The organism is Massilia aurea (assembly GCF_040790145.1).
Classification (GTDB): domain Bacteria; phylum Pseudomonadota; class Gammaproteobacteria; order Burkholderiales; family Burkholderiaceae_D; genus Telluria; species Telluria aurea_C.
The window spans coordinates 189,860-210,021 of the sequence record NZ_JBFMMP010000004.1; the positions used below are offsets into that span (position 1 = coordinate 189,860).

The 20,162-nt window shown below is 63.0% G+C and carries 12 protein-coding genes; 6 read left to right on the forward strand and 6 right to left on the reverse strand.

Annotated features, from left to right (window positions below; genetic code table 11):
- Window positions 1–66: 66 nt before the first annotated feature.
- Window positions 67–726 (reverse strand): HAD-IA family hydrolase, encoded by a 660-nt coding sequence (locus AB2N08_RS09025; RefSeq protein WP_367610304.1) that lies wholly within the window; start codon window positions 724–726, stop codon window positions 67–69.
- 58 nt (window positions 727–784) lie between these two features.
- Entirely contained in the window at window positions 785–1,768 is a 984-nt protein-coding gene (locus AB2N08_RS09030) for an RluA family pseudouridine synthase (RefSeq protein WP_367610305.1), read from the reverse strand.
- A 674-nt stretch (window positions 1,769–2,442) separates the two neighbouring features.
- Between AB2N08_RS09030 and AB2N08_RS09035 the strand changes: the two genes are divergently transcribed.
- From AB2N08_RS09035 to moeA, 3 genes are all read left to right on the forward strand, one after another.
- Complete coding sequence (locus AB2N08_RS09035; RefSeq protein ID WP_367610306.1) at window positions 2,443–5,610, forward strand: ribonuclease E/G; 3,168 nt, start codon at window positions 2,443–2,445, stop codon at window positions 5,608–5,610.
- Window positions 5,611–5,825: 215 nt separating this feature from the next.
- Complete coding sequence (gene moaA / locus AB2N08_RS09040) at window positions 5,826–6,938, forward strand: GTP 3',8-cyclase MoaA (RefSeq protein ID WP_367610307.1); 1,113 nt, start codon at window positions 5,826–5,828, stop codon at window positions 6,936–6,938.
- 21 nt (window positions 6,939–6,959) lie between these two features.
- Window positions 6,960–8,837, forward strand: coding sequence for a molybdopterin molybdotransferase MoeA (gene moeA / locus AB2N08_RS09045; protein WP_367610308.1), 1,878 nt, complete (start codon window positions 6,960–6,962; stop codon window positions 8,835–8,837).
- Window positions 8,838–9,097: 260 nt separating this feature from the next.
- On the opposite strand, the gene rmuC is transcribed toward moeA, so the two are convergent.
- From rmuC to AB2N08_RS09065, 4 genes are read right to left on the reverse strand one after another with little or no spacing between them, the layout of a single operon-like run.
- Complete coding sequence (gene rmuC, locus AB2N08_RS09050) at window positions 9,098–10,429, reverse strand: DNA recombination protein RmuC (RefSeq protein WP_367610309.1); 1,332 nt, start codon at window positions 10,427–10,429, stop codon at window positions 9,098–9,100.
- A 4-nt stretch (window positions 10,430–10,433) separates the two neighbouring features.
- Entirely contained in the window at window positions 10,434–10,835 is a 402-nt protein-coding gene (locus tag AB2N08_RS09055; protein WP_367610310.1) for a group II truncated hemoglobin, read from the reverse strand.
- A gap of 2 nt (window positions 10,836–10,837) precedes the next feature.
- Complete coding sequence (locus AB2N08_RS09060) at window positions 10,838–13,369, reverse strand: ABC transporter permease (RefSeq protein WP_367610311.1); 2,532 nt, start codon at window positions 13,367–13,369, stop codon at window positions 10,838–10,840.
- A 22-nt stretch (window positions 13,370–13,391) separates the two neighbouring features.
- Window positions 13,392–14,399: an adenosine deaminase gene (locus AB2N08_RS09065; protein WP_367610312.1), complete on the reverse strand. Its 1,008-nt coding sequence runs from the start codon at window positions 14,397–14,399 to the stop codon at window positions 13,392–13,394.
- A gap of 590 nt (window positions 14,400–14,989) precedes the next feature.
- Here AB2N08_RS09065 and AB2N08_RS09070 point away from each other — a divergent pair.
- From AB2N08_RS09070 to AB2N08_RS09080, 3 genes are all read left to right on the forward strand, one after another.
- Window positions 14,990–16,912 carry a PrkA family serine protein kinase gene (locus AB2N08_RS09070; RefSeq protein ID WP_367610313.1) on the forward strand — a complete coding sequence of 641 codons (1,923 nt, stop codon included), beginning with the start codon at window positions 14,990–14,992 and terminating at the stop codon, window positions 16,910–16,912.
- 184 nt (window positions 16,913–17,096) lie between these two features.
- Window positions 17,097–18,368, forward strand: coding sequence for a YeaH/YhbH family protein (locus AB2N08_RS09075; protein ID WP_367610314.1), 1,272 nt, complete (start codon window positions 17,097–17,099; stop codon window positions 18,366–18,368).
- A 53-nt stretch (window positions 18,369–18,421) separates the two neighbouring features.
- The gene (locus tag AB2N08_RS09080) at window positions 18,422–19,945 is read left to right on the forward strand and encodes a SpoVR family protein (RefSeq protein WP_367610315.1); all 1,524 of its coding nucleotides are present in this window, start codon (window positions 18,422–18,424) and stop codon (window positions 19,943–19,945) included.
- Window positions 19,946–20,162 lie beyond the last annotated feature (217 nt).

A 20,162-nucleotide genomic window follows, 5' to 3' on the forward strand; every position in this document is an offset into this window, starting at 1 on the left:
CAAACGCGCGGGGCTGTTCGTGCGGCAGTCAGTATATCTTGCCCGCGCCGTCGCGTACGGCCTGCTTTAGGCGTGCTCGAGCAGCCATGCATGCAGCTCCGGGATGCTCTTGGCAGAGAACATGGGACGGCACGCCTGGAGCTGGCTGACCGGGTGCGCACCGAACTCGACCGCAATACCGGCAGCGCCGGCATTCGTGGCCATCATCAGATCGTGCGTGGTGTCGCCGATCATCACCGTGCGCCGCAAATCCTGGCCAAGCTCGCGCGTGAGCTCTTGCAGCATCGCCGGATGCGGCTTGGAGAATGTCTCATCGGCGCAACGGGTAGCGTCAAAGATCGACAGCAGTCCGGTGGCATTGAGCGCGCGGTTCAAACCCACGCGGCTCTTGCCCGTGGCCACGGCCAAAAAATAACCGTCGCCCGACAGCTCGGTGAGCATCTCCGATACCCCTTTGAACAGCACCAGTTGATGGTCCTTGGTGAGAAAGTGATACCGGTAACGCTCGACCATGCGCGGATACAGTGCCGGCCCGATGTCGGGCATCACGGCCTGCATCGCTTCGGCCAGGCCCAGGCCGATGACGTGCGCGGCCGACGAATCGGTGGGCACCGGCAAGCCCAGGTCGCGCGCCGCCGCCTGGATGCACTTGACGATGGTCGCGGTACTGTCCATCAGCGTGCCGTCCCAGTCGAACACGATCAGGTCGAATAATTTTCTAGCCATAATTAATGGCGGCCAAGCCGCCGGTCCCCTCTAGTTTTTATTGGTGCGCAGGCAGGGCTTACGCTTGTGGCGCACCCAAGCTGACCAAGAACCTCTCGCACTCAGCCGGCAGCGGCGCGCGCAAGGTCATGCGCTCACCGGAATCCGGATGCGTAAACGTGATCTGGTGTGCGTGCAGGAACATGCGCTTGAGCGCGCCACGGCCCTCGCCCACCTTGTGGAGTTGCTTGTTGAACGCGAAATCGCCGTACTTTTCATCGCCCAGGATCGGAAAGCCCGACGAGGCCAGGTGCACCCGGATCTGGTGCGTGCGGCCCGTCTTGAGTTCGGCTTCGAGCAAGGCGAAATTGTGCCATTTTTTCAATAAACTGAAAATCGTGTGCGCCTCTTGCCCGCCGGCCTGGACCAGCACGCGCTTCTCGCCTTCGGCGCTCGTGTATTTATGCAGCGGCAAGCGGATGTGCTGGCGCTTGTTCACCCAGTCGCCCTTGACGGCGGCAAAGTAGCGCTTGTCGGTCGTGCCTTCGCGCATCTGGTCGTGCAGGTGCGTCAGCGCGCTGCGTTTTTTGCCGATCAATAGCAGGCCGGACGTTTCGCGGTCGAGCCGGTGCACGAGTTCCAGGAACTTCGCTTGCGGGCGCGCCGCGCGCAATTGCTCGATCACGCCATACGACACGCCGGAGCCGCCATGCACGGCCACGCCGCACGGCTTGTCGATCACGAGCAGGTGCGCGTCTTCATACACGACCGCGAATTCGGCGCCGGGCGCGGCATGCTCGGTCGACTTTTCGGCGATGCGGATCGGGGGAATGCGGACGGTGTCGCCTGCCACCAGGCGGTACAGCTGGTCGATCCGGCCTTTGTTGACGCGCACTTCGCCAGAGCGAAGGATGCGGTAGATATGGCTCTTCGGTACACCTTTACAGACACGCAACAGATAGTTGTCGATGCGCTGGCCGGCTTCTTCTTCGTCGATTGTCACGAACTGCGCTTGCAGTGCTGCGGGGGATGAAGGGGGGACACTATCGTTCTGCATTGCCATTCGGTCTGTCTTCCCAGAAATTCTCTCTAAGTCCTTCATTTTGAATATATAATCGACAGGCGGCGGTCAAACCTCTGCTGGTGTAAGAATTAAAATGAAATTTTACACTGGGGCACGCCCCATCGGCCCCGCCAAGTGCAAATTCGATGGAAAAGAACGTGTACGCACATCCTTGCGCCAATCAAGGTTGCACCTGTCGTTGTAATCGGGTTGCGCGCAATGATGCCGGATTGGATTGTCAGGATTCTTAAGGATAAGTACCAGCAAGCATCCTTATAAGCTGCTTGCCGGTTGATGGTGTCGATAACGCTTGTCGTTTTCGCCGACCCCGCTGCAGCACCATCCACACCGCTTGAGCAAGGCTGTCTCTTCGCCTCCAGGCCGGTCGATGGTTGCTGGCGCCCAGGTTCGGCTGGCTGTAGCACACCCTCCCTTGTTCGCCGCTGTGCCAACCCCAATGTGGTGGCAGGTGACGGACAAAAGTTGCGGCGTGCGTAGACAATGACGTTCGGCCCCACAGCGCCCTGTTGCGGCAGCGAAATCACTTTGCTGTTTTTGCTGTATCGCACGCCCGGGCATACCCCCTCCTGTCACCCGTCCCCGCATACATCCTTGTAGCTGCGCCGCCCGCGAGGGCGGCCTTCACATGGCCCCTGGGTCACGGAGTTATAAAAATGAAACGTATGTTGTTTAACGCGACGCAGCAAGAAGAGCTGCGCGTCGCCATCGTCGACGGCCAGAAGCTGATCGACATCGATATCGAGACTGCCGGTCGCGAACAGCGCAAGTCGAATATCTACAAGGGTGTCATCACCCGCATCGAACCCTCCCTCGAAGCCTGCTTCGTCAGCTACGGCGAAGACCGCCACGGTTTCCTCCCCTTCAAAGAAGTCGCCCGCACGTATTTCCGTGAAGGTGTTGACGTGCGCAATTGCTCGATCAAGGAAGCACTGCGCGAAGGCCAGGAAATCATGGTCCAGGTCGAGAAAGAAGAACGCGGCAACAAGGGCGCTGCCCTGACCTCGTTCATCTCGCTGGCCGGCCGCTATCTGGTCTTGATGCCGAACAACCCGCGCGGCGGCGGCGTCTCGCGCCGTGTCGAAGGCGAAGAACGTCAGGAACTGCGCGAAACGATGGACAAGCTCGATCTGCCGCAAGGCATGTCGGTGATTGCCCGCACCGCCGGCATCGGCCGCAATGTCGAAGAGCTGCAGTGGGATTTGAATTACCTGATGCAACTGTGGCGCGCGATCGAAGGCGCCGGCAAGTCGTCCAATGGCGCGTTCCTGATTTATCAAGAATCGTCGCTCGTCATCCGCGCGATCCGCGATTACTTCCAGCCCGATATCGGCGAAGTGCTGATCGACACCGACGACATCTACGAGCAAGCCCAGCAATTCATGAGCCACGTGATGCCCGACATGGCGCACCGCGTGAAGCGTTACAGCGACGACGTGCCGCTGTTCTCGCGTTTCCAGATCGAACATCAAATCGAAACCGCCTACGCGCGCACCGTGCCGCTGCCATCGGGCGGCGCGATCGTGATCGATCACACCGAAGCACTGGTCTCGATCGACGTCAACTCGGCCCGCGCCACGCGTGGCTCCGACATCGAAACGACCGCCTTCAACACCAACTGCGAAGCGGCCGACGAAGTGGCGCGCCAGTTGCGCCTGCGCGACCTGGGCGGCCTGATCGTGATCGACTTCATTGACATGGAAGTGGCCAAGAACCAGCGCGAAGTCGAACAGCGCCTCAAGGACGCGCTGCACCATGACCGCGCTCGCGTTCAGATGGGCAAGATCTCGCGCTTCGGCCTGATGGAACTGTCGCGTCAGCGCCTGCGTCCGTCGCTGTCCGAAGGTTCCCACGTCACTTGCCCGCGCTGCTCGGGCACCGGCCACATCCGCGATACCGAATCGTCGGCCCTGCAAGTCCTGCGCATCATCCAGGAAGAGGCCATGAAAGAAAATTCGGCCGCGATCCACGTGCAAGTGCCGGTCGATGTTGCTGCTTTCCTGCTCAACGAAAAGCGCGGCGAAGTGCTCAAGATCGAGAACCGTCACCGCATCACCGTGATCCTGATCCCGAACAAGCATCTGGACACCCCGCACTACAAGCTCGAGCGCATCAAGCACGACGATCCGCGCCTGGAAGACGCGCACGCCAGCTACGCGATGGCGGAGTCGGCCGATACCGACATGGCGTACGCCAAGCGCCAGAAAGAAGAAGCCAAGCCGCGCCAGGAAGCCGTCGTCAAGACGATCACCCCGGCCCAGCCTGCACCGCTGGTCGACCGCAGCGAAGCGGCCAAGCCAGCCAAGCCGGCCGTCGCCGCCGCGCCTGTCGCCCCGGCTCCGGTGGAAGAAGAAGGTTTCTTCGCCAAGCTGCGTAACTTCTTCTTCGGCAAGCCAGAACCAACGGGCGCCGCACCAGCGGTGCTGGTGGAAGTGCCTGCCGCCGCCCCTGCCCCGGCAGAGCGTGGCGACCGCAACAACCGCAACAAGAATGGCCGCACCGGCGGCCGTCCAGCTGGCAAGCCGGGCCGTGAGCGCGAAGAGCGCGAACCGGTTGCCAAGGCTGCTGCGCCGGGCGAAGAACTGGCCAAGGGCCCGGACGCCGAAGCGCGTCCGCCACGCCCGCCGCGCCCGCCACGTCCACCACGCGAAGGCCGCGAACCGCGTGAACCACGCGAGACGGTCGACGGGGCGCCACGCGTCGAGGGCGCCGAGCGGCCCGATCGTGCTGAGCGCGGTGAGCGCAAGGAACGCCAACCACGTCAGCCGCGCGAGCGCACCGAGCGTACGGAACGCACCACCCAGGTCATCGAAGCCAAGCTCGATGAAGTCAATGTCAGCCAGGTGGTGTCGAACACCACCGTCGCGGTGACCACCACGGGGCCGGAAGGCAGCCAGGAAGTCGTGCAGCAAGTCATCAAATCGGTGACCACGATCGGCCCGGATGGCGAAGAAGTCGAGATGGATGGCGACGAGCCACGCCGTCGCCGTCGTCGCGGTGGCCGTAACCGCAATCGTCGCGACCGTGACCAGGTCGAAGGCGAAGGCAGCGACGGCGCGGAAGAAGCACCAGCGTTCGCGCCGGTAGCGGATGAAGAAGTGGCCAAGGTGGCTGCGGCGGCACGTGCCGCCAAGGGCAAGCCGGCGCAGGCTGGTACCCAGGCGGCGTGGCCGTTCCCGACGGCGGCATCGGTTGCTGCAGCGAGCGCTGCCAAGGAAGTAGCGGCGCGCCCTGCTGCGCCGGTGGTTACCGAAGCGAAGCCTGTCGAGGGCAATATGTTCCCGACGGCAGCGTCGGTGGCGGCAGCGGCTGAGCAAGCGGCTCCTGCAAACGTCGAGCCGGTGAACTTCCCGACGGCGGCATCGGTAGCGGCAGCCAATGCCGAACCGGTCATGTTCCCGACGGCGGCATCGGTGGCGGCGGAACATGCTGCGGCTGATCCGGTTGTGGCCGAGGCTGCTCCAGCGCCTGCTCCTGCGCCTGCGCCTGTTCCTGTTGAACCGGCGCCTGCGCCGGTGGTTGAAGTTGCAACTGTACCGGTTGCCGAGCCAGTGGCCGCCGTGGCAGTCGAGCCAGCGCCTGTTGCTGCTCCAGAAGTGACCATGGCCCCGGCAGCGCCGGTGGTGGCAACGCCTGCACCGAAACTGGACGACATGCTGGCCGAAGCGGGCCTGCAACTGGCCGCAACGGATCCTGAAAAACTGCGCGCCGCCCAGGCCGCAGCAGCACAGGCAGCCGCGCCAGTACGCGTCGGCCGGGCCCGCAAGCCGGTCGTCGTGCCGGTGGAGGAACCGCTGGTGCAGGTGGATACCAGCCGCCAGTAATCGGTACCAGCGCAGCAAGATCCGTCGTTCCCGCGCAGGCGGGAACCCAAGTTAGCCAGCATCGCGATAACGCTGGCAATACTTGGGTTCCCGCTTCCGCGGGAACGACGTTTTGAAGATAGCTGGAACTCACGCATTATCGACTTTCACAGACACCCGACTTTCACACACACCCCCGCCCGGCAGTATTCCCGGGCGCATGCTATCGTATTGAAATGGCTGAAAAAATCATCCTGATCAATGACCTGCGCTCATCCAAGCTGCGGGTCCCGGCCGTGCCCGAAGCACCCACTGGCTTGCTGAGCGACGCGCTTGGCCGGCCCTTGCACGACTTGCGAATTTCGGTCACCGACCGCTGCAACTTTCGCTGCGTGTACTGCATGCCGAAGGAAGTGTTCGACAAGGATTACCAATACTTGCCGCACGGCGACCTGCTCTCGTTCGAGGAAATCACGCGCGTGGCGCGCCTGTTCGTGGCGCACGGCGTCGAAAAGCTGCGCCTGACCGGCGGCGAGCCATTGCTGCGCAAGAACCTCGAGCGCCTGGTCGGCATGCTGCGCGCATTGCCCACGCCAAGCGGCCGCCCGCTCGACCTGACCCTGACCACCAACGGTTCGATCCTGGCGCGCAAGGCGCAAGCCCTGAAAGACGCGGGCCTGGACCGCGTCACGGTGTCGCTCGACGCGCTCGACGACGGCGTGTTTCGCAGCATGAACGACGTCGATTTCTCGGTGGCCGACGTCCTGCACGGCATCGACACCGCACACGCGGTGGGCCTGGGCCCAGTCAAAGTCAATATGGTCGTCAAGGGCGGCACCAATGTCGACCAGATCCTGCCGATGGCGCGCCACTTCAAGGGCTCGCCGACCATCCTGCGTTTCATCGAGTTCATGGATGTCGGCGCATCGAATGGCTGGGACATGGTTGATGTCGTGCCGTCCGGCGACGTCGTGCGCCGCATCTCGGCCGAGCTGCCCTTGGCGCCGGTCGCCGCGAACTACAGTGGCGAGACGGCGTCACGCTGGCGCTACCTCGATGGTGACGGCGAAATCGGCGTCATTTCGAGCGTCACGCAAGCCTTCTGCGGCGACTGCAGCCGTCTGCGGCTGTCGACCGAAGGCAAGCTGTACACGTGCCTGTTCGCCACGCGCGGCCACGACTTGCGCGCGCTGCTGCGCGCCGGGCACGACGATCTGGCACTGAGCGGCGCCATCGCGCAACTGTGGCGCGGTCGGGCCGACCGGTATTCGGAAACCCGCACGGCCGAGACCGGCACCGGGCAGCGCGACGGGCCGCGCCGGGTCGAGATGTCCTATATTGGTGGCTGATATTCAGTGGCGAATCAACAGATGGAAACAGGCTTGATCAGCGGATTGATTCTGGCGGGCGGTCGCGGCTCGCGCATGGGCAACGTGGACAAGGGCTTGCAGCCGTTCCGTTCGAGCACGATGGTCGAACACGTGCTGGCGCGCTTGCGGCCGCAGGTCGGGCCGCTGGCGATCAGCGCCAACCGCAATCTGGATAAGTACCGCGCGTTTGGCACGATGGTTTTGCCGGATGAGCTGACGGACTTCCCCGGCCCGCTGGCTGGATTCGAAGCGGGCTTGCGCTACTGCGCCACGCCATATCTGCTGACCGTGCCGTGCGATTCGCCATTCCTGCCGCCCGATCTGGCGGCGCGCCTGTTTGCTGCGCTGCAAGAGCACGATGCCGACGTGGCCTATGCCGCGACGCAGGAAGCCGGTCAACCAATCCAGCCGCACCCGGTGTTTTGCCTGGTGCGCGCCGATCGCTTGCCGGCGTTATCGCGGTACCTGGCCGAAGGCGGCCGCCGCGTCGAGCGCTGGCTGCGCGACCTGAAAGCGGTCGAGGTCCTGTTCGACGATGCCGCCGCGTTCCGCAATATCAACACGCTGGACGAATTGCGCGACCTCGAGCAACCGGCCTTCCCCGCCAGCCTGGCCCAGGTGGCCAGCTGCATCAATGGCTATGACCCGAACGCGCTGCCGGTACGCGATGCGCAGCGCATCATCCGCGAATTCATCCAGCCGGTCCGCGCCGTCGAGATGGTAGCGCTGCGCGCGAGCCTGGGCCGCGTGCTGGCGCGCGACCTGGTCTCGCCGATCAACGTGCCGGCGCACGACAATTCTGCGATGGATGGCTATGCGCTGCGGGGCGTCGACCTGCCGCAGGATGGCGTGGCAACGTTCAAGGTCGTCGCGACCGTGCTTGCCGGCAAACCGTCAGCCATCGTGCCCGGCCCCGGCGAATGCGTGCGCATCATGACGGGCGGCGTGATGCCGGCCGGCTGCGACAGTGTGCTGCCGCAAGAATTCGCCGACAGTGGCGACTACGTCGCCATGACCGTGCGCGCCGGCGCGATCCGCGCTGGCGACAACCGCCGCCTGGCCGGCGAAGACCTGCAAATCGGCAGCCCGGCGCTGAAGGCAGGCCGCATCATCCGGCCGGCCGACCTGGGCTTGTGCGCATCGCTCGGCTTTGCCGAAATCCCGGTGCAGCGCCGCCTGCGCGTGGCGTTCTTCTCGACCGGCGACGAGTTGCGCTCGATCGGTGAGCCGCTGGGCGAAGGCTGCGTCTACGACAGCAACCGCTACACAATCTACGGCATGCTCACGCGCCTGGGCTGCGAAATCATCGACATGGGCGTCGTGCGCGACAGCCCCCAAGCGCTGGAAGAAGCGCTACGCACCGCCTGCGAGAACGCCGACGCGATCGTCACGTCGGGCGGCGTCTCGGTCGGCGCGGCCGACTACACGAAGCAGGTAATGGCGCAACTGGGCGACGTGACGTTCTGGAAAGTGGGCATGCGCCCGGGCCGGCCGCTGGCATTCGGCCGGGTGTCATCGAACGGCCGCAGCGCGTTTTTGTTCGGCCTGCCGGGAAATCCGGTGGCGGTGATGGTGTCGTTCTACTTTTTCGCGCGCGGGGCGCTGCTGCAGATGATGGGCGCCGACGCGCCCCTGCCGCTGCTGCAAGCGCGCTCGGCCGATGCGATCCGCAAGAAACCGGGCCGCACCGAGTACCAGCGCGGCATCGTCGCGCGCGGCATCGACGGTGCGCCCGAAGTGCGCCTCACCGGCGCGCAAGGCTCGGGCATCCTGCGCTCGATGTCCGAAGCGAACTGCATGGTCGTGCTGCACGATGAACAGGGCAACGTGGCCGCTGGCGAGATGGTGGATATCCTGCCATTCGAAGGCCTGTTCTAACCCAGCCCGAACGTGTTCCCCAACCGCCAGCGGATACCCCAAATATTGCTAACCGGCTCTTGCAATCCAATTAGGGTCAGAGTCGAATTGTTTGACAACTTTTTCAATTCTTCCGTCCGAGAATTGCCGAGACCGCTATCGGCAGGAGAAATTGCTCAATAATTCGACTCTGACCCTAATTGGAATCGGCCTTTTTTGGAGCAATTGCTCAATAATTCGACTCTGACCCTATTTGTGGAGGGTGGATGATATGGGCGGTGTCAGTCATTGCGTTCATGCCCGTCGGCGCCCAGCAGCAATTGCGCCGCTTCGCTCGGCAAGGCTTCCACCGACTTGAGCTTGCGCGCCATCTGGCGGCTGCGGACTTCGGCGTTTTCGATGTTTTTCGCGGCCCGTTCCAGCGTTGTTTTGGTCGCGGCCAGCACGTCGCCGAACTTCGTGAATTCGGTCTTCACCGCGCCCAGCACCTGCCACACTTCCGATGACCGCTTCTCCAGCGCCAGGGTCCGGAATCCCATCTGCAAGCTGTTGAGCAACGCGCTCAGCGTCGATGGGCCCGCGATCGTCACGCGCAGCGTGCGTTGCAAATCGTCGGCCAGGCCTGGGCGGCGCATCACTTCGGCGTACAGGCCTTCGGTCGGCAGGAACAGGATCGCAAAATCCGTCGTCTGCGGCGGCGAGACGTATTTGTCGCAGATCGTTTGCGCCTCGCGCCGCACTGCCCTTTCCAGCTCGGCCCCGGCACGGATCACGCCTTCGGCATCGGCGATATCGGCCGCGGCCTGCAAGCGCTCGTACTGCTCTTTCGGGAACTTGGCGTCGATCGGCAGCCACAACGGCGCGCCGCCATCGACGACACCCGGCAGCTTGATCGCGAACTCGACCCGCGCGTTCGAGCCGGCCACCGTCTCGACGTTCTTCGCATACTGCTCGACGGTCAGCACCTGCTCGAGCAGCATCTCGAGCTGCACCTCGCCCCACGTGCCGCGCGTTTTCACATTGGTCAGCACGCGCTTGAGGTCACCCACGCCGATGGCCAGCTGCTGCATCTCGCCCAGGCCCTGGTGGACTTTTTCCAGGCGCTCGGACACCTGGCGGAACGACTCGGTCAGGCGCGTCTCCAGCGTGGCGTGCAGCTTCTCGTCGACCGTCTGGCGCATCTCTTCCAGGCGCTTGCCGTTATCGAGCTGCAGGTCGCGGATTTTCGATTCCAGCGTATTGCGCACTTCCAGCATGCGCTGCGCATTCGATTCGGTGAGACTGCCCAGCGTTTGCTGCAGCGTGTCGGCAAAGCGTTTCAGCGCGCGCGCCTGCTCTTCGCGCCCGCTGCTGGACTGCAGCTGCATCTGCTGGCGCATGCTGTCGAATTGCTGGCTCGATGCGCTCTGGTTCTGCGCCATCGACTGGGCCAGATGCCCGGCCAGTTCTTGGCGCGTCGCTTGCGCGCTGGCTTGCAGTTCCTGGCGCAGCTCGCGCTCGAGCCGCTCGAGATGCAGGCCGTCGCCGCTGCTGCGCAGACGCAGCAAGACCAGCACCAGCAACACGGCGATGAGCGCGAGGCTCACCAGGATCAGAATATCTGCAATCGTCATCGATTCAATCGGGCTTGTTGCGCATCCAGTCGGCGGTCTGGAAGAAGGAGGTCATCAGGCGCAGCCGCAGCGCCTCGTCATAGCCCAGGTCTTCCATGGCCCAGGCCATCGCGCGCAGCCACTGGTCGCGCTCTTTCGTGCCGATCGCGTACGGCAGGTGCCGCGCGCGCAGGCGCGGATGGCCATGACGCTCGATGTACAGGTCAGGCCCGCCCATCCACCCGGACAGGAACATGAACAGCTTCTCGCGCGAGCTGTCGTTGGGCACCGGGTGCATGCCATGGATGCCGGCAAAATCCGGCTCGAGCTGCATCAGGTCATAGAAGCGGTCGACCAGTGCGCGCAGGCGCTCGGCGCCGCCCATGATCTCGTACAGCGTCTGCGTTTCGGCTTGAACATCTTGCATGCTTATGCTTCCCTCAAGGTCTGCAGCGGCGGCTGGCGCAGCACGCCGCGCAGGCCCAACCAGCCGCCGACGATCGCGCACAGCACGCCCACTACCAGGCCGGCCAGCCACACGCCAGGCGCGAACGCCCACGGAAACTTGAACTGGTATGTCGCCAGCGCCCAGCCCAGCGCCGCGGCGCCCGACGCGGCCAGCAGGCCGGACAGACCACCCACCAGCACGAACTCGATCCGCTGCGCCCTGGCCAGTTGCTGGCGCGTGGCGCCCAGCGCCCGCAGCAGGCCCGCCTCACGCGTGCGCTCGGATTGTGACCCCATCAGCGCCGCATACAGCACCAGCACGCCCGAGGCGAGCGTGAACAGGAACAGGAACTCGACGGCGACGACCACCTGGTCCAGCACATCCTGCAACTGGCGGATGATGCCCGAGACGTCGACCACGGTCAGGTTCGGATACGCGCGCGTGAGCGCATTGCCCAGGTTCGCGCCTTCGGCCGGCACGTGGAACGCCGTCATGTAGGTGGTCGGCGCGTTGGCCATCGCCGCCGGGTTGATGATGACGAAGAAGTTGGCGCGCATCGAGCCCCATTCGAGCTTGCGCACGCTGGTGATCTTCGCGTCGACCATCAGGCCGGCCATGTCGAAGCGCAGGCTGTCGCCGAGCTTCAGGCCCAGGCGGTCCATGATGCTCTTTTCGACCGACGCCTCGGCCAGGCCCGGTGCATCCTTGAACCAGGCGCCGTCGACCACCTCGTTCGCCTCGGGCAGCACGTTCGTCGTCGACAGGTTGAATTCGCGGTTGGCCAGGCGGCGCGCTTCGCCATCGGCAAAGGTATCGCGCGTGATGGCCGCGCCGTTGATCGCCGTGAGGCGCCCGCGGATCATCGGGAACAGCACCGGCTCTTGCACGCCGGCCGCCACCAACTGGCCTTCGACGCCCTTCGTTTGCTCGGGCAGGATGTTGATCACGAAGCGGTTGGGGGCGTCGGCCGGCGTGGCCGACTGCCAGGCCGACATCAGGTCGCCTCGCACGACGGTCAGGAGCAGCAGCGCCATCAGGCCCAGCGACAGCGACACCACCTGCACCACCGTGGCGCCGGGCCGGCGCTGCAGCGACGTGACGGCAAAGCGCCACGCCTGGTGCGGGAACAGGTTACGCATGCGGCGCAGCAGTTTCAGGCCCAGCCACGCCACCAGCGCGAACAGCGCGAAGCCGCCGAGGAAGCCGCCGGCGGTAATCAAGGCCAGCGTCAGGTCGCCCGCCTGCCACAACAGCAGCAGGAAGAACGCGCCCACGCCCAGGCCGTACGTTGCCAGCGCGGCCGGTTGCGGCGCGCCGGCTTCGCGCCGGATCACGCGGTTGTGCGGTACATTGCGTAACTGCAGAATTGGCGGCAGCGCAAAGCCGACCAGCAGCAGCATGCCGGTGGCCACGCCCTGCAGCGCCGGCAGGATCGACACCGGCGGCAGCTCGGTGCGGATCAGCGACGCGATCAGTTCGAGCAGCACGAAGTGCGCGCCGAAGCCCACCAGCACGCCGATCACGCTGCCCAGCAAACCGATGAGCGCAAATTCGGTCACGTACATGACGGTGACCTGGTTCTGGGTCAGGCCCAGGCAGCGCAGCATCGCGCAGGCATCCAGGTGGCGGCCCATGAAGCGGCGCGCCGCCATCGCCACGGCCACCGCCGCCAGCATCGCCGACAGCAAGCCCACGAGCGACAGGAACAAGCCCGCGCGATCGAGCGTGGCGCGCATCTCCGGGCGCCCGTTCTCGAGCGTCTCGATGCGCACGCCCTTGACGTTGCCGTCGCGGATCTGCGCGCGCAGCCAGGTTTCATAGGCCTTGATGACAGTCAGGTCATTGCGGTTGGTCGAAGCGATCTGCAGGCGGAAGTCCACGCGCGCAAAATCGTCGATCAGGCCCGTCGCTTTCAGGTCGGCCATCGACAGCATCACGCGCGGCGCGAAGTTGGCGAACGATGCGCCTTTATCGGGTTCGGTGGCGATCAGCTGCGTGATGCGCAACTGGCTGTTCCCCAGCGTGAGCATGCCGCCCACCTGGGTCGACAGCTGCGCGAGCAGGCCAGGATCGACCCACACCGTGCCCGGCGCCGGAACCGCACGCGTTGCTTCGCCGCGCGCGCCGCCCGCCGCGACAGGATCGGTGGTGATCGTCATCTGGCCGCGTAGCGGGTAGCCGGTGGATACCGCCTTGATCGACGAGAGCTGCGCCAGCGACGCATCGCCCTCGCCTGCCTGCGCCATGCTCGGGAAGGTCACGGTGTCGGCCAGCAGCAGTCCGCGCCGCGTGGCTTCGTCGCGCCAGGCTTGCGGCACCGGGTCATCGGTCTTGACCAGCAAATCGGCGCCGAGCAGCTGGTGCGCATCGCGGTCCATGCCGGCGCGCATGCGGTCGGTGAAGAAGCCGACCGACGTGAGTGCCGCCACGGCGACAATCAGCGCCACCAGCAAGAAGCGCAGTTCCCCGGCGCGCCAGTCGCGCGCCGTCATGCGAAGAGCCTGGACGAACATGGCGTCGCTCCGTTCTATGGATTCAAGCGTTGGCGAAGAAGGCGTCGACTTCGGCGAGGAACGCGCGCTTGCGCTCCGGGTCGATGAAGGCGGCCTCGAAGCTGTTGCGCGCCAGTTGCTGCGCGTGGCCGGCATTGAGCGGCAGCGCATCAAAGGCGGCGAAGTAGTTCTCGTTGACGTAACCGCCGAAGTACGCCGGATCGTCCGAGTTGACCGTGACGGCCAGGCCCGCGTCGAGCAGCGTGCGCAGGTTGTGCGAGCCCATGACGTCGAACACGCGCAGCTTGATGTTCGACAGCGGGCACACGGTCAGCGCCATCTGTTCGCGCACCAGGCGCTCGACGAGAAGCGGGCTTTCCAGGCTGCGCACGCCGTGGTCGATGCGCTCGACCTTGAGCACGTCGAGCGCGCTTTCGATGTAGGCTGGCGGGCCTTCTTCGCCGGCGTGGGCGACCAGACGCAGGCCCAGGTTGCGGGCGCGCTCGAACACGCGCGCGAACTTCTCGGGCGGGTGGCCGACTTCGGACGAATCGAGGCCCACGCCAATGAACTTGTCGCGGTACGGCAGCGACTCGTCGAGCGTGGCGATTGCGTCGTCTTCCGACAGGTGGCGCAGGAAGCACATGATCAGTTCGGCGCTGAGCGGCGCGTCCTGGCAGGCGCGCCAGATGCCGTTGATCACGGTCTCGAACGGCACGCCGCGCGCGGTGTGGGTCTGCGGGTCGAAGAAGATCTCGGTGTGGCGGACATTGTCGGCATGGGCGCGCGCCAGGTAGGCGGCGGTCATGTCATAGAAGTCCTGCTCGGTCAGCAGCACGCTGGCGCCGGCATAATAAATGTCGAGGAACGATTGCAGATCGCTGAAAGCGTAGGCTTCGCGCAACGCTTCGACCGAGGCATAGGCCAGCTGGACGTTATTTCTTTGTGCGAGCGCAAAAATCAGTTCTGGCTCGAGGGAGCCCTCGATATGGATGTGCAGTTCTGCCTTGGGCATGTTCTGCAACTGGGTGCGCAGGCGTTCGTCAAGCATGGTGTTCTCCAACAGGGTGTTCAATGAATAAGGTCGCGTTGAGGCGACCGGCAAGTGTAACGCATGCGTGCGATCGGCTCGTGCCATAGCGAAAAAGCGCAGCGTCGCCGGGCGCCGAAGCACGATTCGCGTGCGCCGCCCGTGGCACAGTTGGTGCACACTCGGCATGCATCGGGTGACATTGAACGTGGTCCAGGCCGTTCTTCTTCTCGATCCAGACCGGCCTCGACGCCGCGTTTCGGCACCTTCCATGGCGCACGCGCGGCGCCTGCAAAAACCAGCTTTCGATATTTGAATCAAGCACTTGTCGCAGGGTCATCATGGTGTACAACACGACTTTGACTTCGGAAACTATTAGGCACATAATAAATTTCAGTAACGCAAAAAAGACGCTCTCCACACTGCGGTAGATTCGGTAGATTCGAATCCACAACAAGCAATCGCACGCGCACCTTCCACGACGCCGACCACGCTGGCGCCGCACGTGACGACCGAACAAGGAGTACGCCAAAAAATAACCGGGGCCCCGGGCAGCGCCATGTGCAGCTGCTGTGACAGTGATTCGTTGTTGGCACATTAAAGGAAATTCAATGAGCATCCTTGAAAATTACACGGCCCGCTATGAGCGTACTCGGGAAGAAGAATACTCGATGACCGAGTTCCTGCAGATGTGCAAGCGTGACCCGCTGACGTATGCCAGCGCGCCCGAACGCATGCTCGCCGCCATTGGCGAACCTACCTTGATCGATACCCGTCTCGATTCGCGCCTGTCGCGCATCTTCGCCAACAAGGTCATCAAGATCTATCCGGCGTTTCGCGAGTTTTACGGCATGGAAGAAGTGATCGAACAGGTCGTTTCGTATTTCCGCCATGCCGCGCAAGGCCTCGAAGAACGCAAGCAGATCCTGTATCTATTGGGCCCGGTCGGCGGCGGTAAATCGTCCATTGCCGAAAAACTCAAGAGCCTGATGGAGCTGGTGCCGTTTTACGCGATCAAGGGTTCGCCCGTGAACGAGTCGCCCCTGGGCCTGTTCAGCGAAGAAGAAGACGGCACCATCCTCGAAGAAGATTACGGCATCGCGCGCCGCTACCTGCGCGCAGTACCGAGCCCGTGGGCCGTCAAGCGCCTGCATGAATTCGGCGGCGATATCAACAAGTTCCGCGTCGTGCGCCGTTATCCGTCGATCCTCAAGCAGGTGGCCATTTCCAAGACCGAACCGGGCGACGAAAACAACCAGGATATCTCGTCCCTGGTCGGCAAGGTCGATATCCGCAAGCTCGAAGATTTTTCGCAGGACGATCCGGACGCCTACAGCTATTCGGGCGGCCTGTGCCTGGCCAACCAGGGCCTGATGGAATTCGTCGAGATGTTCAAGGCGCCGATCAAGGTGCTGCACCCGCTGCTGACGGCGACGCAAGAGGGTAACTACAAGGGCACCGAGGGCTTTGGCGCGATTCCGTTCGACGGCATCGTGCTGGCCCACTCGAATGAATCCGAATGGAAAACCTTCCGCAACAACCGCAATAACGAAGCGTTCCTGGACCGCATTTATATCGTCAAGGTGCCCTACTGCCTGCGGGTGTCCGATGAAGTCAAAATCTACGACAAACTGCTGCGCAATTCGTCGCTCAACAAGGCGCCCTGCGCGCCCGGTACGCTCCGCATGATGTCGCAATTTGCCGTGCTCTCGCGCCTGAAGGATCCCGAAAATTCCAGCATCTTCTCCAAGATGCTCGTGTACGACGGCGACAACCTGAAAGACACCGACCCCAAGGCCAAGTCGCTGCACGAATATGCCGATTACGCCGGCGTGGACGAAGGCATGAACGGTTTGTCGACCCGCTTTGCATTCAAGATTCTGTCGAAGGTCTTCAATTTCGACAATACCGAGGTGGCGGCCAATCCGGTCCACCTGCTGTACGTGCTCGAGCAGCAAATCGAACGCGAGCAATTCCCGCCTGAAACTGAGCAGCGCTATCTTTCGTATATCAAGGAACATCTGGCGCAGCGCTACGTCGACTTCATCGGCAAAGAGATTCAAACGGCGTACCTGGAAAGTTATTCTGAGTACGGCCAGAACATCTTCGACCGCTACGTCACGTTCGCCGACTTCTGGATCCAGGACCAGGAATTCCGCGATCCTGACACCGGCGAGAGTTTCGACCGTGAGTCACTCAACGCCGAACTGGAAAAGATCGAGAAGCCGGCGGGTATCTCAAATCCGAAGGACTTCCGCAACGAGATCGTCAACTTCAGTCTCCGCGCGCGCGCCACGAATGCCGGCAAAAATCCGGCCTGGACCAGTTATGAAAAGTTCCGCAGCGTGATCGAGAAAAAAATGTTCTCGAATACCGAGGAACTTCTGCCGGTTATTTCGTTCAATGCCAAGGCGAATACCGATGACGCGAACAAGCACGCCGACTTCGTGGCGCGCATGGTCGAGAAAGGCTACACGCCGAAGCAGGTACGTCTGCTGTGCGAGTGGTACCTGCGCGTGCGCAAGTCATCCTGAGCAACAACGTTGCCGGCTGGCCGCAGGCCGTCAGCCGGCAACGTCCCACGCTGCACGTGCATCGCACGCGCGTTCGCGCAGCGTATTAAGATAGGGGTGCTGCTGTTTTGATGGCAGCGCCACAGCGCCAAATTAGCGTGTCCAAAACGCCAGATCCGCGCTTACATTGAGCAGGAGGCCTGTTTTGACTTACCTCATCGACCGTCGCTTGCAGGGCAAGAACAAGTCTGCGGTCAACCGCGAACGTTTCCTGCGCCGCTACAAGGCGCAAATCAAGGATGCCGTCGGCCGCGCCATCAAGGGCCGCTCGATCACCGACATCGAAAACGGCGAAAAAGTCACCATTCCCGTCAAGGATGTGAACGAGCCGCATTTCGGCCACGCCCATGGCGGCGTGTGGGAAACTGTCAATCCCGGCAACACCGAGTATCAAAAGGGCGACCAGTTCAGCCGCCCCCGCAGCGGTGGCGCCGGCGCCGGGCGCGGCCGCGCCGGCAACAGCGACCAGACCGTCGAAGACGATTTCATCTTCGAGCTGTCGCGCGAAGAATTCATGAATTATTTCTTCGAAGACCTTGAGCTGCCGAATATGGTCAAGACGCAGCTGTCCCAGACCATTGAATACAAGAACCAGCGCGCCGGCTACAACGTCTCGGGCACGCCGTCGAATATCCACGTGCTGCGCTCGCTGCGCGGTGCGCTGGGCCGGCGCATCGCCGTCGGTGGCCCCACCCGGCGCCAGCTGTCCGAAGCACAACAGCAATTGCAGGCGCTGTTCGACGAGGGCGCGCCCGGCGACGACGAGGGCGTCATCGAGCTCAAGGACCACATTCACCACCTGCGCATCCGCCTGAATGCCATCCCCTTCATCGATCCGTTCGACCTGCGCTACGCCAACCGGATCAAGGTGCCCAAGCCAAGCACCCAGGCCGTGATGTTCTGCATCATGGACGTCTCGGGTTCGATGGATGAAACGCGCAAGGACACGGCCAAGCGCTTCTTCATCCTGCTATACCTGTTCCTGAAACGCGTGTACGAAAAAATCGACGTGGTCTTCATTCGCCACCATACGGCGGCGGCCGAGGTCGACGAGAACGAGTTCTTCCACTCGCGCGAGTCCGGCGGCACCGTGGTGTCGTCGGCGCTGCATCTGCTGCAAAAAGTCATCAGCGAGCGCTACGGCAGCGCCGACTGGAATGCTTACGTGGCGCAGGCGTCGGACGGCGACAACTGGGACAACGATTCGGTGCTGTGCAAGCAGATCCTGTCCAACGCGATCATGCCGCGGGTTCAGTACTACACCTACGTCGAAATCACCGACGGCCCACCCCAGAACCTGTGGGAACAATATTGCGACGTCGCCAACCAGCACCGCAACTTCGCGATGCAAAAGATCGTGACGCCGGCCGATATTTATCCGGTGTTCCGCGAACTGTTCAAGAAGCAGGCCAAGTAGCCGCGGCCCGGCGACGCGGCGAACAGCCGAACTACCCAACAGCGAGGCGCCCCATGCCAAGAGATCCGGACAACCCGCGTGCCCTGCCCGAACAGTCGGAGTGGACTTTCGACCTGATCGAGCAGGCGCACGAAGAAATCAGGCGCGTGGCCAAACGCTACGGCCTCGACACCTACCCGAACCAGCTCGAGATCATCACCGCCGAGCAAATGATGGATGCCTACACCTCGGTCGGCATGCCCGTGTCATACAATCACTGGTCGTTCGGCAAGCATTTCTTGAGTACCGAGAAAAGCTACCGCCGCGGCCAGATGGGCCTGGCCTACGAAATCGTCATCAATTCCAATCCCTGCATCGCCTACCTGATGGAAGAGAACAGCTTGACGATGCAGGCACTGGTGATCGCGCACGCGGCGTATGGCCACAACTCCTTTTTCAAGGGCAATTACCTTTTCAAGAGCTGGACCGATGCCGACGCCATCGTCGACTATATGGTGTTCGCCAAAAACTATATCGCCGAATGCGAGCAGCGCCATGGCATCGATGCGGTAGAAGAATTAATCGATTCGTGCCACGCGCTGCAGAACTACGGCGTGGACCGCTACAAGCGGCCGGCCAAGCTGTCGGTGGCGCAAGAGGCGGCACGCACGAAAGAACGTGAAGAGTATGCACAGTCGCAAGTGAACGCCATGTGGCGCACGCTACCCCTGCGCGAGGAGCAGGTGCAAAGCGCGGCGCCGGTGCGTTTTCCGCCCGAGCCCGAAGAAAACCTGCTGTACTTCATTGAAAAATACGCGCCGCTGCTCGAGCCTTGGCAGCGCGAGCTCGTGCGCATCACGCGCAAGATCTCGCAATACTTTTATCCGCAACGCCAGACGCAGGTGATGAACGAAGGCTGGGCCACGTTCTGGCACTACACCATCTTGCAAGACCTGTATCAAGAGGGCATCGTCGGCGATGGCTTCATGCTCGAATTTTTGCAAAGCCACACCAACGTCGTGTATCAGCCGCCCGCCAACAGCCCGTATTACAGCGGGATCAACCCGTATGCACTGGGCTTCGCGATGATGACCGACATCCGCCGCATCTGTGAGCACCCGACCGACGAAGACCGCACCTGGTTCCCTGACATTGCCGGCAGTGACTGGCGCAAGACGCTCGACTTCGCGATGCGCAATTTTAAGGACGAAAGTTTTATCGCCCAGTACCTGTCGCCGAAGCTGATTCGCGAATTCCATTTCTTTGCTGTGCTCGATGACGATCGCAGCGACAAGTTGTCGATCTCGGCCATCCACGACGAAGCCGGCTACCGCTACGTGCGCCACAAGCTGGCCGAGCAATACAACCTGGGCAGCCGCGAGCCAAACATCCAGGTCTGGCAAGTCAATACACGGGATGACCGTGCCCTGACGCTGCGCCATACGCAGTACAACCGCCGCCCGCTCAACCAGCAGGCCCAAGAGGTACTCAAGCACGTCGCCCGTCTGTGGGGCTTCGATGTGCGTCTCGAAACGGCCGATCCCAACGGCCATGTCGTCAGCTTCATCGAGTGCCGGCGCGAAAAGCGCGGGCACTGAGATCCCTCTCATCCGCCTCGTTGGCACTGCCGACGGCGCGGCTGCGCCGCCGCGTCGATTGCTGTCGGCAGCGTTCTCGCGCCGAATGATCTCGCTACCAACCACCACCGCGTCGGCAGCATCGCCGCCCACCCTACCCTTCGCGCTACTATGCACGCGCAATTACACCGCCTTGGTATCGCCAACATACAGATTTCATGGTATGTTGCCGTCATCA

Bases quoted from the DNA above. Each gene is read 5' to 3' on its own strand.
- AB2N08_RS09025 (WP_367610304.1), bottom strand. From the start codon at position 726: ATGGCTAGAAAATTATTCGACCTGATCGTGTTCGACTGGGACGGCACG.
- AB2N08_RS09030 (WP_367610305.1), bottom strand. From the start codon at position 1,768: ATGGCAATGCAGAACGATAGTGTCCCCCCTTCATCCCCCGCAGCACTG.
- AB2N08_RS09035 (WP_367610306.1), top strand. From the start codon at position 2,443: ATGAAACGTATGTTGTTTAACGCGACGCAGCAAGAAGAGCTGCGCGTC.
- moaA (WP_367610307.1), top strand. From the start codon at position 5,826: ATGGCTGAAAAAATCATCCTGATCAATGACCTGCGCTCATCCAAGCTG.
- moeA (WP_367610308.1), top strand. From the start codon at position 6,960: ATGGAAACAGGCTTGATCAGCGGATTGATTCTGGCGGGCGGTCGCGGC.
- rmuC (WP_367610309.1), bottom strand. From the start codon at position 10,429: ATGACGATTGCAGATATTCTGATCCTGGTGAGCCTCGCGCTCATCGCC.
- AB2N08_RS09055 (WP_367610310.1), bottom strand. From the start codon at position 10,835: ATGCAAGATGTTCAAGCCGAAACGCAGACGCTGTACGAGATCATGGGC.
- AB2N08_RS09060 (WP_367610311.1), bottom strand. From the start codon at position 13,369: ATGTTCGTCCAGGCTCTTCGCATGACGGCGCGCGACTGGCGCGCCGGG.
- AB2N08_RS09065 (WP_367610312.1), bottom strand. From the start codon at position 14,399: ATGCTTGACGAACGCCTGCGCACCCAGTTGCAGAACATGCCCAAGGCA.
- AB2N08_RS09070 (WP_367610313.1), top strand. From the start codon at position 14,990: ATGAGCATCCTTGAAAATTACACGGCCCGCTATGAGCGTACTCGGGAA.
- AB2N08_RS09080 (WP_367610315.1), top strand. From the start codon at position 18,422: ATGCCAAGAGATCCGGACAACCCGCGTGCCCTGCCCGAACAGTCGGAG.